General features: G+C 60.1%; 14 protein-coding genes. 8 read left to right on the top strand and 6 right to left on the bottom strand.

What is annotated here, in order from left to right:
- Positions 1-16: 16 nt before the first annotated feature.
- The gene (locus tag ACSV9I_RS17730; RefSeq protein WP_054156240.1) at positions 17-931 is read right to left on the bottom strand and encodes an EamA family transporter; all 915 of its coding nucleotides are present in this window, start codon (positions 929-931) and stop codon (positions 17-19) included.
- A gap of 317 nt (positions 932-1,248) precedes the next feature.
- Here ACSV9I_RS17730 and ACSV9I_RS17725 point away from each other — a divergent pair, with 317 nt between their 5' ends.
- Both ACSV9I_RS17725 and ACSV9I_RS17720 read left to right on the top strand, forming a co-directional pair.
- Complete coding sequence (locus tag ACSV9I_RS17725; protein ID WP_438330149.1) at positions 1,249-1,968, top strand: pyrimidine 5'-nucleotidase; 720 nt, start codon at positions 1,249-1,251, stop codon at positions 1,966-1,968.
- Positions 1,969-2,079: 111 nt separating this feature from the next.
- Positions 2,080-2,760 carry a calcium-binding protein gene (locus tag ACSV9I_RS17720; RefSeq protein WP_438330148.1) on the top strand — a complete coding sequence of 227 codons (681 nt, stop codon included), beginning with the start codon at positions 2,080-2,082 and terminating at the stop codon, positions 2,758-2,760.
- Positions 2,761-2,800: 40 nt separating this feature from the next.
- On the opposite strand, the gene ACSV9I_RS17715 is transcribed toward ACSV9I_RS17720, so the two are convergent.
- Positions 2,801-3,679, bottom strand: coding sequence for an LOG family protein (locus tag ACSV9I_RS17715; RefSeq protein ID WP_438330147.1), 879 nt, complete (start codon positions 3,677-3,679; stop codon positions 2,801-2,803).
- 136 nt (positions 3,680-3,815) lie between these two features.
- Here ACSV9I_RS17715 and dapD point away from each other — a divergent pair, with 136 nt between their 5' ends.
- The 3 genes from dapD to ACSV9I_RS17700 all read left to right on the top strand — a co-directional run bounded on the left by dapD (position 3,816) and on the right by ACSV9I_RS17700 (position 6,603).
- Positions 3,816-4,676: a 2,3,4,5-tetrahydropyridine-2,6-dicarboxylate N-succinyltransferase gene (dapD, locus tag ACSV9I_RS17710; protein WP_438330146.1), complete on the top strand. Its 861-nt coding sequence runs from the start codon at positions 3,816-3,818 to the stop codon at positions 4,674-4,676.
- A 150-nt stretch (positions 4,677-4,826) separates the two neighbouring features.
- Positions 4,827-6,023, top strand: coding sequence for a succinyl-diaminopimelate desuccinylase (gene dapE / locus ACSV9I_RS17705; RefSeq protein WP_438330238.1), 1,197 nt, complete (start codon positions 4,827-4,829; stop codon positions 6,021-6,023).
- The gene (locus tag ACSV9I_RS17700) at positions 6,007-6,603 is read left to right on the top strand and encodes a hypothetical protein (protein WP_438330145.1); all 597 of its coding nucleotides are present in this window, start codon (positions 6,007-6,009) and stop codon (positions 6,601-6,603) included. The genes dapE and ACSV9I_RS17700 overlap by 17 nt, the downstream gene beginning before the upstream one ends.
- A gap of 10 nt (positions 6,604-6,613) precedes the next feature.
- Here ACSV9I_RS17700 and truA read toward each other — a convergent pair whose 3' ends face one another.
- The 4 genes from truA to ACSV9I_RS17680 form a co-directional block, all read right to left on the bottom strand.
- Positions 6,614-7,369, bottom strand: coding sequence for a tRNA pseudouridine(38-40) synthase TruA (gene truA / locus ACSV9I_RS17695; protein ID WP_438330144.1), 756 nt, complete (start codon positions 7,367-7,369; stop codon positions 6,614-6,616).
- Positions 7,369-8,313 carry a methionyl-tRNA formyltransferase gene (fmt, locus tag ACSV9I_RS17690; RefSeq protein ID WP_438330143.1) on the bottom strand — a complete coding sequence of 315 codons (945 nt, stop codon included), beginning with the start codon at positions 8,311-8,313 and terminating at the stop codon, positions 7,369-7,371. Before fmt ends, truA begins: the two co-directional genes overlap by 1 nt.
- Before the next feature lie 60 nt (positions 8,314-8,373).
- Complete coding sequence (gene def / locus ACSV9I_RS17685) at positions 8,374-8,886, bottom strand: peptide deformylase (protein ID WP_054156247.1); 513 nt, start codon at positions 8,884-8,886, stop codon at positions 8,374-8,376.
- A gap of 71 nt (positions 8,887-8,957) precedes the next feature.
- Positions 8,958-10,466, bottom strand: a complete 1,509-nt coding sequence (locus ACSV9I_RS17680) for a methyl-accepting chemotaxis protein (protein WP_438330142.1) — start codon at positions 10,464-10,466, stop codon at positions 8,958-8,960.
- Positions 10,467-10,665: 199 nt separating this feature from the next.
- Between ACSV9I_RS17680 and ACSV9I_RS17675 the strand changes: the two genes are divergently transcribed.
- The 3 genes from ACSV9I_RS17675 to ACSV9I_RS17665 all read left to right on the top strand — a co-directional run bounded on the left by ACSV9I_RS17675 (position 10,666) and on the right by ACSV9I_RS17665 (position 15,409).
- Complete coding sequence (locus ACSV9I_RS17675; protein WP_438330141.1) at positions 10,666-11,889, top strand: DNA recombination protein RmuC; 1,224 nt, start codon at positions 10,666-10,668, stop codon at positions 11,887-11,889.
- A 45-nt stretch (positions 11,890-11,934) separates the two neighbouring features.
- Positions 11,935-12,834: a ribokinase gene (locus ACSV9I_RS17670; protein ID WP_438330140.1), complete on the top strand. Its 900-nt coding sequence runs from the start codon at positions 11,935-11,937 to the stop codon at positions 12,832-12,834.
- Between the two features lie 241 nt (positions 12,835-13,075).
- On the top strand, positions 13,076-15,409 hold the full coding sequence (locus ACSV9I_RS17665; RefSeq protein ID WP_438330139.1) for a methyl-accepting chemotaxis protein: 2,334 nt from the start codon (positions 13,076-13,078) through the stop codon (positions 15,407-15,409).
- Positions 15,410-15,427: the final 18 nt, after the last annotated feature.

Below are 15,427 nucleotides of genomic sequence, written 5' to 3'. Positions count from 1 at the left end.
CGCGACACCGCGGGCATCAAACCAGGACCAGCAACAACACTCCGAGGACGATCAACAGACAGCCCGCGATCTCCAGGCGATTGATTTTCTCCTTGAAGATGAAGAGTGCCGAGGCGAAGGTGAAGAGCATTTCCACCTGAGCCAGTGCCTTGACCACAGCCACCTGCTGCAACGTCATCGCGATAAACCAGCCGAAGGATGCTGTGGCTCCAACGAAGCCGACCAAGCCGCTTATCTTCCATGCCGCCCGGATGCGGGTAATCTCCTCACGCTCACGCCAGAGCATCCATGCCAGCATAACAACCGTCTGCACGACAATGACCACGCAGAGCGTATAGCCGGCCTGTACGATGGCATCCGGCTTCGGCAGGCTTGGCGCAAGCGAAAGGGAGGCTGCGCGGTATGCAATTCCAGACAAGCCGAAGAAGAAGCCGGAGGCAAGGCCAATCAGCGCCGTGGGGTTGCCGACCGATGTGATGAGCGCAACTGGCCTGAGTGCCGTACGGGCAACCGAAATGGCCATGACGCCAAGAATTGAGACGAAGATCGCCGCCAGCGTGCCCGTGGTGATCGTCTCGCCGAACAATAGAAGAGCGATGAGCGCCGCCTGGGCCGGCTCTGTGCGCGAATAGGCCGTACCGACGGCAAAATTGCGAAAGGAGAAGAGGTGGACGAGGAGAAACGTGGCGGCTATCTGAGCCAGCGCGCCAACAACAGCCCAGCCAGCAAAAATAGAGCCGGGCACCGGCATCGGACGGTCAAGGCCGAAATGAAGTATGCCGAGATAGAGGAAGGCAAAGGGCATGCCGAAGCCGAAGCGAACGAAAGTCGCGCCGGTGGTGCCCATATGGCCTTTCAGATGTTTCTGCAGTACGGAGCGCATATTCTGAAGGAAAGCGCTGCCGATCGTTATGATGGCCCAAAGTTCCATGGGGAGTAATCCGGAATATGCTGCCGCTATCTCCAGTGAGGGCGGCTTGCGAGACAGGGAGAGTGACGCAGTTCTATGACGGCCGGATCAGCCTTCATGCACCATCGTCGAGAAGACCGGATGGAAGCGCGACGGCAGGCGCTTGCGGTCCTGAAGGACCACGAACACTTCAAAACTGCATGTCGGCATTTTCTTTCCCATTCCCATCGAATAGCACTTCCCGGAACGCCGACAAATCCTATTTTGCTCGGGCGCCAATGCCATCCCGTCCATAGCCGATGCATTTCCATGCTGCCGGCCTCTGTCATAAGATGATCATGACCCTACCTCAGAAGCTCCCCGCGCCTGCCGATTTCGCCCATGTTCAAGATTGGGTCTTCGATCTCGACAACACGCTCTATCCGCATCACATCAACCTTTTCGCGCAAATCGATCGCAACATGACGGGATTCGTGGCCGAACTCCTGCAAATGGCGCCGGACGAGGCGCGGGCATTGCAGAAACGCTATTACCACGAACACGGCACGACGCTGGCAGGCCTGATGCTGCATCATAACGTCGATCCCAACGCCTTTCTGGAGCGGGCGCATGCGATCGACTATTCGCTGCTGAAGCCGGATGAAGGGTTGGGCGCTGCGATCAAGCGACTGCCGGGTCGTAAATTCATCTTCACAAACGGTACGGTCGCTCATGCCGAAGCGGCAGCGCGCGCGCTCGGAATCCTCGACCATTTCGATGACATCTTCGACATTGTCGCGGCCGACTACGTTCCAAAGCCAGCAGGCGCGACCTATGACAAGTTCGCCGCGCTCAATCGCGTCAATACGAAGAACGCCGCAATGTTCGAAGACCTGCCACGCAATCTGATGGTACCCAAGGCGCTGGGCATGAAAACCGTTCTCCTGGTCCCCCGCAACCTAGGGGCAGCAATCCTCGAAACCTGGGAGCGGGTCGAGCACATGGACGAAGGCAGCGTCGATTTTGTCACCGACGATCTCACCGGTTTTCTCGGTCACATCCTGGAAGACGCCGCATAGGTCTGGCCAAGCTTACCAAAGTTTCATCCAGCTTACCGATCGTTAAGTAGGTTGATTGCCAGCGCCGGGTTAGTTTCGGGACATCGAAACAGGTCACCGAAAGGATCCCAGATGAACGGCAAGACCCTTACCCTTACGGCCGTGGCGGCCTCTCTCCTGCTTGGCACGGCGGCTTCTGGCGCCTACGCCCAGGGACATGGCGACCGTCGTGGTCCCGGTCGCGGCGGCCCGGAAGTGCGCTTCGTGCAGATGTTGCAGATGGCCGACACGAACAAGGACGGCAAGATCGCCAAGGACGAAGCTAGGACGGCAGGCGAGGCGCTCTTTGTCTCGATCGACGCCGACAAGGATGGTACGCTGACACCAGGCGAAATGCGCCAGCATCACGAAAAGATGCGGGCCGAAATGCAGGCCGCGCGGGCAGCTGCGAAGGCGAATGCTCCGGACGATGAAACAGCCGTCGGCCCTGGCGAGGACGGCCCTGGTCCTGGCGACATGGCAGAAGGCCCAGGCGGCGGCCGCCATGATGGAAAGCATCATGAGGGCAAACGTCACGGCTGGCACGGAGAGCGTGCAGACCGGGGTGAGCGCGGCGAAGGTCGCGATCGTGGCCCTGGCGGCATGGGTGGTCCTGGCCGGATGATCCGCGTTGCTGACACAGACGAAAACGGCCAGATCAGCAAGGCGGAAGCAACCGCCATGGCGGACAAGATGTTCGAACGTATGGACACAAACAAGGACGGGTCTATCAGCGCCGACGACATGCCGAAGCGGCCGATGATGTTCCGCTAAGGGCGGGCGTCACCCCTTCCTGATGAAGCAGTGCGGCCCCTTATGGGGCCGTTTCTTCGTTGAGATCATAGAAATCGGCAATGATCTGCCAGGCTTCTTCCGCCGTCTCGGCGAAGTGCAGGAGATCGAGATCCTCCGGCGCAATGGTGCCGAAGGCGGCCAGCGCCTCGAAATTGATGATGTCGTGCCAGAAGGCCTTGGAAAACAGGATCAACGGGATCGGCGCCATACGCTTGGTCTGGATCAACGTGACCGCCTCGAAGAATTCGTCGAGTGTTCCGAAGCCACCGGGGAAGATGGTGATCGCCTTGGCGCGCATCAGGAAATGCATCTTCCGGATGGCGAAGTAGTGAAAATTGAAGCTCAGCTCCGGCGTGACATAGGGGTTCGGTGCCTGCTCATGCGGCAGCACGATGTTGAGACCGACTGACGGCGCACCAACATCGGCCGCACCGCGATTGCCGGCCTCCATGACCCCCGGCCCGCCGCCGGTGACGACGACATATTCGTGGTAGTCGCTGCGCAGAGATTGCTTCGAGCATAGCTGGGCGAACTTGCGCGCTTCCTCGTAGTAGATCGAGGCGTTCTCCAGGTTCTTCTTCTGAATGTCGTTCTTGGCCGCCCAGGCTGCCTGACCGGGGGCTGGAATGCGGGCGCCGCCGAACATCACCACGGTGGACTTGATGTTGCGCTCGGTGAGGATCATCTCCGTCTTCAGAAGCTCGAGCTGCAGGCGCACCGGCCTCAGCTCTTCCCGGCAGAGGAATTCATCGTCGGCATAGGCAAGGCGATAGGAGGGCGAAGCCGATTGCGGGGTCTTCGGGATGACCTCTGCCGTCTGCCGATCGGTGGAACTGTCCTTCAGCGGATCCCAGGAGCCATCCTTGCGCCGGTGCTTACCGTTCTTCAATTTCGCCATGCCTCTTCCTTTCGTACGCACAGGTCCGCACAGCTGTTTTCAGACAGCTTCTAATGCGCTAGAGCTTTGCGCGAATTTTCGATCAGATCCTGATCGCTTCATCCCCAAGGTAGACAACGAAGTTTAAGGAATTCAGATGAGCGCCTCCGATCTCTCCCAGCTCGAACACGTCATCGAGGCGGCCTTCGAGAACCGCGACACGGTCTCGACGGCAACCAAGGGCGAAATTCGCGATGCCGTCGAAGAATCCCTCAGCCTGCTCGACAGCGGCAAAGCCCGCGTTGCCACCCGGGGTGAAGACGGCACCTGGACCGTGCATCAGTGGCTGAAGAAGGCCGTGCTTTTGTCGTTCCGCCTCAACGACATGGAAGTGGTCAAGGGCGGCCCCGGTGCTTCCACCTGGTGGGACAAGGTACCGTCGAAATTCGAAGGCTGGGGCGAAAGCGAATTTCGCTCTGCCGGCTTCCGCGCCGTGCCGAACGCTGTCGTTCGCCGCTCGGCTTATGTGTCCAAGGGCGTGGTTCTGATGCCGTCCTTCGTCAATCTTGGTGCCTATGTCGGTGAAAACACCATGGTGGACACCTGGGCAACCGTCGGCTCCTGCGCCCAGATCGGTGCGAACGTGCATCTGTCCGGCGGCGTCGGCATCGGTGGCGTGCTGGAACCGCTGCAGGCTGGCCCGACCATCATCGAGGACAACTGCTTCATCGGCGCGCGTTCGGAAGTCGTTGAAGGCTGCATCATCCGCGAAGGCTCGGTGCTGGGCATGGGCGTTTACATCGGCAAGTCGACCAAGATCGTCGACCGCGCCACCGGCGAAGTGATGTATGGCGAAGTGCCGCCCTACTCCGTCGTCGTCGCCGGTTCGATGCCCTCGGCCAATACCACCATGGCAAATGGCCTGCCCGCGCCGCATCTCTACTGCGCCGTCATCGTCAAGCGGGTCGACGAGAAGACCCGTTCGAAGACAGGCATCAACGAACTGCTGCGCGACTAAGCGCCCCTGCCGCGGCAATACCCTTGCCGCGGCGCCCCTCTGCCCCCTCGGCAGATGACAGTATCTGAGGGATCGACTACTTCTCGCTCGTATCATTCCGTGCCGCACAGCCGTATGAACCGGTGGCAGGCCAATCCCGTAAAGCTCGACATGAACGCGACTAATCCTCTCGCCGTCCTTCAGGCCCTTATCCGCTGCCCTTCAGTCACGCCTGCAGAGGGTGGCGCACTTGATGTGCTTCAGTCTCTTCTTTCGCCGCTGGGTTTCGCCGTCGAGCGGATGATCGCGCAGGATGAAAACACACCGGACATCGAGAACCTCTATGCGCGCGCCGGGAACAGCGGACGACATTTAATGTTCGCGGGTCATAGCGACGTGGTGCCCGTCGGGGACGAAAAGGCCTGGAGCCTCGGGCCTTTTTCCGGCGAGGTGAAGGACGGCATGATGTATGGCCGCGGTGCCGTCGATATGAAGGGCGGGATTGCGTGCTTTATCGCCGCCTATGCCCGGCTGGTCGAAGCCGGCCGTGTGCCTGTTGGCTCGGTCTCGCTGCTGATTACTGGCGATGAGGAAGGCCCTGCCGTCAACGGAACGACGAAACTTCTGCAGTGGGCTGCCGAGCGCGGCGAGCGCTGGGATGCCTGCCTCGTCGGTGAGCCGACCAATCCCGATGCGATCGGCGACATGATCAAGATCGGCCGCCGGGGATCTGTGTCCGGAACAGTCACGGTGCGCGGCGTGCAGGGCCATGCGGCCTATCCGCATTTGGCGGACAACCCGGTGCGGGGTGCGCTGTCCATGGCAAAGAGCCTAATGGTTCCCGCCTTTGATGCAGGCTCCGACAACTTCCAACCATCCAATCTGGAAGTGACGACGATCGACGTCGGCAATCCGGCGACCAATGTCATTCCCTCGAGCGCCAGCTTCAAGTTCAATATCCGCTTCAACGACCTTTGGGATGCAGACACGGTGAAGGCCGAAATCCTGCGCCGCCTTGATGCCGCAGCAGCTGATGCAGATCTTCGTCCCGGACGCGACCCCATCGGCTATGACATCGTCTGGTCGGAACGGCCGAGCCATGTGTTCCTCACTCGCGACAACGCCCTCATTGCATCGCTCACTCGCGCTGTCGAAACAGTCACCGGTCGTGTGCCGAAGCTGTCGACGACCGGCGGCACATCGGATGCGCGCTTCATCAAGGATTACTGCCCGGTGGTGGAGTTTGGCCTTGTTGGCCAGACGATGCATATGGTCGACGAAAGGGTGGCCGTCGCCGACCTCGAAACCCTCACCGTGATCTATCAGACCTTCATCGAGCAATGGTTCGCCAATGCCGACGCTGCGTGAGGTCGAAATCTATCTGAGGGGCCTCTGGCTCCTGTTCCGGCAGGATGGCTCTGGCCTTGCCCATCTGGATTTCTCTGACCGCGGCGCGCTGCGTTCCTTTTGGGCGATCCTCTGGGCAGCCCCCGCGATCCTGATCTCTTTCGCGTGGTGGCGCGTTCTCTACCTGCAAGACCTGCCACCTGGCCAATCCGTCGGCGGACTGTTCTTTTTTCGTCTGACGCTGATCGAAGCGACAAACTGGGTTGTACCGCTTGTCATGGTCGGTATCGTCTGCTGGGTCATCGGCATTGGTGAGAAATTCGCGTCGATCGTGGTCGTCACCAACTGGCTGGCGCTGCCGGTTTCCTACGGATACGGCGTGCTGGTTCTGCTGATGATGCTGGTTCCGACCCTTGGCGGCATCGTCACCTTGCTCTGGTTCGTCCTGACCATTGCCCTGATCTCGGCCCTGTTCCGGATTTTGCGCATGATTGTCGGCGATCACGTGCTGACGGTTGCGACCATTATTCTGGTCCTGCTCGTGCCTTCCATGATCCTCTCAGAAATCCTGCAAGGCTATCTCGGCATCCTGCCCGCCTGATAAGTGCCCATCACGGATCGCCCGGATAATCCACCCGCATGAAGTACAGGCCTGTCGGCGGAGCGACCGGGCCGCAGGCGGCACGGCTGCGGGCCTCAAGAGCTGCGCGTACATCGGCGGGGGTCATCTTGCCCTCGCCCGCCAGCTTCAACGTGCCAGCGAAAGATCGGATCTGATTGTGCAGGAAGCTCTGGGCCGTGGCCCGGATTTCGATCAGATCGCCATCCCGCGTCACATCAAGCCGATCCAGCGTTCGGACGGGACTGGCGGCCTGACAATGAACTGAGCGGAAGGTAGTGAAGTCATGATGGCCGACGAGTTGCTGTGCCGCCTCATGCATGGCTTCGTGATCGAGCAGTTTCGGCACCCACCAGGCGCGGTTCGCCTCCAGTGCCAGCCGCGCCGGTCGGGTGATAATCCGATAGAGGTAATGACGGCGCAGCGCCGAGAAGCGGGCATCGAAGTCATCGGCGACGGCCTGAACGTCGACCACGGCCACCTGTTCGTCGGCCATGGCCAGATGGGCGTTCAAGGCATTGCGCAGCTTGACCGGAACCCAGTCACGGGAGAGATCGGTGTGAACCACCTGGCCCCTGGCATGAACGCCAGAGTCGGTTCGTCCAGCGCCCCTCACGACCACGGTTTCCGCCGTCAGTGCGAGGATTGCCTTTTCGAGAGCCGCCTGAATCGAATGGCCGTTTTCCTGCCTCTGCCAGCCGACATAGGCGGAGCCGTCATATTCCACGGTCATCCGGAAACGGGGCATCAGGCGATCACCGTCCCCTTGGCCACAGGCGTTCCGCGCAGGAAGTCTTCACCCGGCAGCGGCCTGCCGCCCGCCTTCTGCAGGCGCACAAGACTGACAGATCCGGTTCCGCAAGCGATCGTCAAGCGGTCGTCCAGTACCGTACCGGGTGCACCTAACGCGCCGTCGGCCTGCTCGAGATGGGAGCCAAGCAGCTTCACCCGTTCCGGCTTGCCATTGACTTCAATTTCGGTCCAGGCACCGGGGAACGGCGAAAGCCCGCGGATGTGATTGTGAACGTCTGTCGCCGGCCGGCTGAAATCGACGCGGGTCTCCGCCTTGTCGATCTTGGCAGCGTAGAGCACGCCGTCATCCGGCTGCGAAACCGTATCCAACCTGCCCTCTTCCAAAAGCCCGATCGCCTCGACCATAGCCTCGGCGCCGATAAGGCTCAGCGCGTCATGCAGTTCGCCAGCGGTCATGTCCGGCGCGATTGTCAATTTGCGGGTCAAGGCGACGGGGCCTGTATCCAGCCCCTTGTCCATCTTCATGACCATCATGCCAGTCTCTGCATCTCCGGCCATGATTGCCCGCTGTATGGGGGCGGCACCGCGCCAGCGCGGCAGGAGCGAGGCGTGACCGTTATAGGCGCCGAGACGTGTGCCATCGAGGATTGACTGGGGCAGGAGCAAGCCATAGGCGACGACGACGGCCACATCAGCACCCAGCGCTACGAAGGCGTCCACGTCGGCCCTATCGCGGAAATTAACGGGGTGCCGGACCTCGATGCCCAGGCTTTCGGCCGCCTGATGCACGGGCGATTTCTGCAGGTCCAGCCCACGTCGGCCACCCGGACGGGGCGGCTGGGTATAGGCCATGACAATCTGATGGCCGGCTGCATGCAGCGCCCTGAGCGTGGCTACGGAGAAATCCGGCGTGCCCATGAAGATGATGCGGAGTGCCATTCTCGTCTCGCCTTCAAGCCTTGTGGGAACGCATTGGCGAACCCGACATGTCCAAACCGCTCAGATCTTCGAGCGAGCGGCCTTGGTGAACCGCTTGATCACCATCTCGCGTTTGAGACGGGAGATATGATCGATAAAGAGGACACCGTTGAGATGGTCGATCTCGTGCTGCAGGCAGGTTGCCAGCAAACCGTCGGCTTCCACCGTCTGCTCCTTGCCGCTTCGGTCGATGGACTTCACCGTGACAGCTGCCGGGCGCTCGACTTCGGCATAATAGTCCGGGATCGACAGGCAACCCTCTTCATAGACCGAACGCTCCTCAGAGCTGGTAACGATTTCGGGGTTGATGAAGACGAGAGGCTGCCGCTCCTCGCCCTCCTTGGCAACATCGATCACCAGAAGACGACGCGGCACACCGACCTGGATGGCCGCAAGGCCGATGCCGGGTGCGTCATACATCGTCTCCAGCATGTCATCGACGAGCTGGTTGAGTTCGGAATCGACACGCTCGATCGGCGCAGAGACCTGTCGCAGAAGCGGATCGGGCAAAATGATGAGAGGCTTGATGGTCATGCCGCTCCCTTAGCGCATGTTCGATACGGAGGAAATCGAAAAACGCGCCGATTTCCGCCCGCAAACGTCGATCAGGCGGCCCTGCGTCGCCCGCCATGCGTCGGTGTGCCTGCAACGTCGCCATCCACGCGTGTCTTGATGTGGCTGAGCAGTTCGACAAGCCCTGCGACTTCGGAGCGCAAGTGGCGTGTCTCTTCGGATGTCCGGTCAACCATATCACTGTTTTCATGGGTAAGAACGTCGATATCGCGGGTTGCCTTGTTGACCTCGCTCAGGCCGAGCGCCTGGTCACGGGCAGCAGTCGCTATATCCGACACGAAGGTATCAATCGCATCGATGCGGGCGATGATGTCGGTCAGGGCTTCACCGGTACCAGTGACAAGGCCGACGCCTTCCTTCACCTGGTCAGAACTCTGCGAGATGAGTTGCTTGATTTCCTTCGCAGCGTCAGCGCTGCGTTGGGCAAGCTGGCGAACCTCTTGTGCAACGACAGCAAATCCCTTGCCGGCATCACCAGCTCGGGCGGCTTCGACACCTGCGTTGAGCGCCAGCAGATTGGTCTGGAAGGCGATCTCGTCGATGACGCCAATGATCTTGAAGACCTCGGTCGACGACTTCTCGATTGCCCCCATGGCGGATACGGCACGGGACACCACATCGCCGGAAGACTTGGCTTGCTGCTGTGTCTCGCGGACGGCAAGCGAAGCCCGTTCGGCATTCGAGGCTGTCTGGCCAACGCTGACCGAAAGCTGCTGCAAGGCGGTTGAGCTTTCCTGCACGCCGCTGGACTGACGTGCAGTGCGTCCAGCCAGCTCGCCAGAGACGCGGGCGATCGTATCGGTGCCAGTAAGAATGCCTTCCGAAGCACGGCGAACCGCCGCGAACGACACGTTCAGACGATCCACGGTCTCGTTGTAGAAGTCAGCCATCTGGCGGAAGTTTTCCGGCAGATCCGTTGTCATTCTCGCCTCGAAGTCGCCTTGGGCCAAAGCTTCCAGGCCCTTACGCAGATGCTCCATTGCGATCGCCTGATCGGCCTCGACGCGCGCGCGTTCTTCTTCCAGCGCCCTGCGGCGCTGCTCGAGTTCGTCGAGATAAACGGAAATCGCATAGTCCATGTCGAGCATTGCGGCCTTTACGATAGCCCGCTGCTTATCTGCAAGGTTTGCCGCATGTTGCTTGCCGAAGGGGAATGGCCAGTGTTTGACGAGAACGCCAGCCAGAAGTTCACTGACCAGCATGGAATAGCCGCCGATATACCAGCGTGGTTCCAGGCCAATCCGTGCATGGGCCTTGCCGACTGCGGTCACGCCACGCACGTAGTTCTCGTCGAAATTGCCGCTCGCAACATTGTCCCAGTGGCCGACCTGCGCCGATTTCGCACCGTTCATGTGCCCCTTGTCGCGGAAGTGTCCGACAATGCGTGGGGTTCTTGAGATCTTGGCATACAACTTGTCAAGCGCGCCGCCGATCACATCCCGAATGGTGGGCCGCAATTCACTCAGTGTATTGCGCGTAGACTGATCAATTTCCAGGAAGTCCAGGCGTTCGGCAAGATCTTGGTTTGGCTTCGGGGTCATGGACACAACGCGATTCGTTCACAAAGTTAAGGTTAAACAAATCTCTCACTTATTTCTGAACAGGAACTAAACGGAATGCCTCGTTGACCAACTTCGTGACGGCTGTCCGCTCACCGTCAGATTCGAGGAGGTGTTTTTTCGATCGGGGATGTTCACTCTTTGATCTGTAGGCAGCGACCGAATCAGCTATTATCGTCGCATGAACATCCAGGACATTCCGGCGGTGACCATCGGCTCAGTCACCCTTTCACCCGTGCTGCTCATGTCGCTTGCGGCAGCCGTGGTACTGATCCCAATTCTTCTCGCGTTGATTGGCGCACACCGCGCATCGCGGCAGCGGGCAGACATGATGGAGCAGGCCCTGCGGCGTGACGAGGCTGCGGAGATGCGGTTGGCCGAACTTCTGAAAGCCCAGGCCGAGATGCAGGGGCGCCTGGCGACTATGGCCGAAGTGTTCGGTAGCCGGCAGGCGGAGCTGAACCAGTCGATCAGCCAGAGGCTCGACGGCATGACGCATCGGCTCGGTACGACGATCACCGAGCAGACAAAATCGACGCATGACAACCTTCGGACGTTGCAAGAACGGCTCGCGGTGATCGACGCTGCTCAGAACAACATCCAATCTCTCGCCAAGGATGTTGTCGGTTTGCAGGCGATCCTCTCCAACAAGCAGACCCGGGGCGCCTTTGGCCAGTCACGCATGGAGACAATCGTGGCCGACGGTCTGCCGATGGGAGCGTACGAGTTCCAGTCGACCCTTTCGAACGGTTCACGGCCAGACTGCACAATCCGCATGCCAAACAACTCGCCGCCACTGGTCGTCGATGCCAAGTTTCCTCTGGAGGCATGGAATACGATCCGCGAAACCGAGAATCCGGACCAGAAGAAAGCCGCCGCCCAGCAATTCCGCCGCGACATGGAAGTCCATATCCGGGACATTTCCGAAAAATACCTGCTCGCCGGCGAGACCCAGGAGATGGCGTTTCTCTTCGTGCCATCGGAATCGATCTTTGCCGAAATCCACGAGAACTTCGAGGGTATCGTGCAAAAAGCCCACAGGCAGCGCGTAGTGATCGTTTCCCCGTCCCTCCTGATGCTGTCTATCCAGGTCATCCAGGCCGTTCTCAAGGATCAGCGGATGCGTGAACAGGCGCACCTGATCCAGGGCGAGGTGGTGCGCCTGATGGAAGATCTTGGACGTCTGGACGACCGGACACGCAAACTGCAAAGCCATTTCCTCGCCGCTCAAAAAGATGTCGAGCAAATCATCACCTCGTCCGACAAGATCGCCAAAAGGGGTGCAAAAATCGAAGCGATGGAGTTCCAGACCGCAGGTGCCTTGCCGCCGGGAGAGGAGCCTCAAGCGCAGGCCGTCGAGAGCCGGAGCGGCCTGCTCAAGCTCAGGGTTGTTGACGAAGACTGAGGGGCTGGTCCAAAAGAGCGCAGACAGCAAACAGGATCAACGCCCATGATCACCGTCTTCGGCTCCATCAACATGGACCTCGTTGCCACCACACCCCGGCTTCCCAGCCCCGGTGAAACCGTACCGGGCACCGGATTTGCCACCGCAGCCGGGGGCAAGGGTGCCAATCAGGCGCTGGCGGCCCGGCGGGCTGGCGCAACTGTTAAGATGGTGGGGGCCGTTGGACAGGATGAATTTGCGAGCCCCGCGCTCGACCTCCTCGAACGAGCCGGCACCGATCTCTCCGGCGTTGCCCATGTCGAGGGCCCGACAGGCACGGCACTGATCCTTGTAGGCGGTGACGGTGAGAACATGATCGCTGTTGTTCCCGGCGCGAATGGCACGGTCAACTCGTCCCAGGCCGAAGCTGCTGTATCCGCACTACAGCCTGGCGACTTCCTCATGCTCCAGCTGGAAGTGCCCGCCGATGCTGTCAAGGCGGCGCTCGTTGCCGCCAAGGCGAAGGGCGTTCGCAGTGTTTTGAATACTGCTCCGCTGACGGCAGATGCCGCAGAACTGGCCGCGCTGGCGGATATCGTCATCGCCAATGAGACCGAATTTGAATTGCTGACCGGCCGCGAAACTCTTGAACCTTCCGCCCGTGAGGCGTTGCTGATGGAGATGCATGGCAAGACGGGTCAAATCCTGATCGTCACGCTTGGTGCGGATGGGGTTATTGCTGGACAGGGCGGCACACTTCACAGGACGAAGGGGCTGAAGATCGAGCCGGTCGATACCGTCGGCGCTGGCGACACGTTCTGCGGCTATCTCGCGGCCAGCCTCGATTCAGGGGTCTCTTTCGACATGGCCCTGCGACGCGCCGCAGTTGCGGGCTCGCTGGCATGTCTCACGGCTGGCGCACAGCCGTCCATTCCGCTCGCTGCGGATGTCGATGCCAGAACCTGAAATGTCTTTGTCAGAATAGCGGCCCTGAATTTCGGCCAACTACCGCAGGTTTTCTGCACGCGCTGACGTTTTTTTACTCAAACTTTACAGATGGCAACTCATCTTCGGTGACGAAGACGGGCCGCTGTTCATGCGGGACGACGACACCTCCCCTCGTTGCTCCATGAAGGAGCACTCCCCTGCCTTCCAAGCGCATCACGCGCAACGGATGCTTTCGTTCCCATGTGTCCATGAGGAAGAAATGTCTATTTTCCGAGTGCAATCCTTAGCCAGCAAACTCATACTCGTGACGGGCGTGGCAATTGCCATCGTTCTATTCTTTTCCAATTTGGTTCTAATCTCGCAGACACGGCAACGTGTTGAAGCGCTGACCATGGATCAGGCCAATGCCGAGGCCAAAGCCATCGCCACCGACGTCGGCGCAGCCGTCGGCGAACTCGCGGGGGCAGCGCGCTCAATGGCCGGTGTTATCGGTCGCGGCCATGAGGGCAAGTATCTCGACCGCAAGTCTGTCGTCGACATTCTGAAAGCCAATGTTGAGAAGAACACCTTCGCATTCGGAAGCTGGTTCGGCGAGGAACTGAACGCGTTCGACGGCCAGTCGCCACAAATGGCGGGCAAAGTTGACTTTGGTTCATCTAAGGACGGCAGTTTCAACCCCTATTGGACGAAGAGCAAGGATGGGGGATACACATTCTCGACCTTCGATTCCGACTTCGAAGCCGGTTGGTATTCGCTGGCCGCCAAGAGCTTGAAGGGTGCCATCACGCCCCCGTACGCAGAGCAGACCACCGGCGAGAACACGGCCATGACCTCAATCGCCTATCCTGTCATCGCCAATGGCAAGCTGATTGGCGTGAGTGGCGTCGACATTTCTCTCAAGGCGATGTCTGACAAACTCAACGCATTGCACCCGTTCGGAACGGGTCGAGTGACGCTAGTTTCGCAATCCGGCAAATGGATTGTTGCACCAACGCCAGACCTTCAGATGAAGGATTACGACGGCACGGGTAGTGAGCTGGTGAAATCGGCTATCACCTCGCTCAAGGGCGGCGTGATTTCCAATCTAGGAGAGGGCGAGAATAGCTTTGATCGCGTCGTCTATCCGTTCGCTTTGCCCGATGTGAACACCAATTGGGTCGTTCTCGTCGATGTGCCGCATGCAGCCATCAGCGCTCCTGTGCGGGCACAGACCTATATGATGGTCGTCGGTGGCCTGATTGTGTTGGGTGCTGTTATGTTTGCGCTGTACTGCGCGGTTCGCACCTTCGTTCAGAAGCCGCTTAACGGCCTCGTGGGCAGCGTCCAGGCCTTGAGTGCAGGGCGCTATTCCGAGCCAGTCTTCGGTCAGGGCATCAAGGACGAGGTCGGCGTCGTCGCTCAGGCGCTTGAAGGTTTCCGCCACCGCCTGGCGGAAAGCCACACGCTTGCAGCTGAGGCTGACGCACAACGGAATGCAGCAGAAGGCGAACGCCGTCGATCCGAACAGGAGCGCAACGAAACCGCCTCGGTTCAGCAGCAGGTGGTATCAACCCTCGGCAATGGCCTGGCGCAACTGTCCGGCGGCAACTTGACCTACCGCATTGAAGATGATTTCCCCGGCGAATATGCAGCGCTCAAACGCGACTTCAACAGCGCAGTCGCAAGCCTTGAGCAGGCGATCGCCTCGGTCAATGGCAGCGTAGTCAACATCTCCGCTGGCACCTCAGAGATTTCCGAAAGCGCGGCCGACTTGTCTCGACGCACCGAACAGCAGGCGGCAAGCCTTGAGGAAACGGCGGCGGCGCTCAACGAGCTCACCGAACAGGTCAACTCCAGCGCCGATAACGCAAAGACAGCCGCCACGACCGTGAGCCTGGCAGTGAAGGATGCCGAAAAGTCCGGCGAGGTGGTCCAGAAGGCCGTGACCTCGATGCATGGCATCGAGCAATCATCGCAGGAGATTTCCCGCATCATCAGCGTGATCGACGAAATCGCCTTCCAGACCAACCTGCTGGCGCTCAATGCCGGCGTTGAGGCGGCGCGGGCTGGGGAAGCGGGCAAGGGTTTTGCCGTCGTTGCCCAGGAAGTGCGCGAGCTTGCACAGCGTTCGGCCAATGCTGCGAAGGAAATCAAGACGTTGATCAACACGTCGGCCGCCCAGGTCAAGGACGGGGTCGAATTGGTCGGCGAAGCCGGTCTGACCCTTGAGAAAATCTCTCTGCAGGTCATGCAGATCAATGGGCTGATCCGCCAGATCTCCGGTTCCGCCAGCGAACAGGCTGTCGGGTTGAAGGAGATCAACCAGGCCGTCAACCAGATGGACCAGGTGACCCAGCAGAATGCGGCCATGGTCGAGGAAACGACAGCGGCGAGCATGACGCTGCGCAACGAGTCGGATACGCTGAAAAACCTCGTTGCCCGGTTCCAGGTTTCAGGTTCACAGGCTGGCGGCCGCGCATCGCATGCCGCCGCACTGACGGCAACGGCGCAAACGCTTCGCACTGCCGCTGCACCGACTGGCTATCAGACCGCTCCACGGAAGGTGGCGGCCGGTGGCGGGGCTGCGAGTGGAGGAAGCTGGGAAGAGTTCTGAGACGAGCGTTCGTAGCAG

This window comes from Rhizobium sp. G187 (assembly GCF_051549525.1).
Classification (GTDB): Bacteria; Pseudomonadota; Alphaproteobacteria; order Rhizobiales; family Rhizobiaceae; genus Allorhizobium.
The sequence above is the reverse complement of the archived record's forward strand: the minus strand, read 5'-3'. Positions and strand labels throughout refer to the sequence as shown.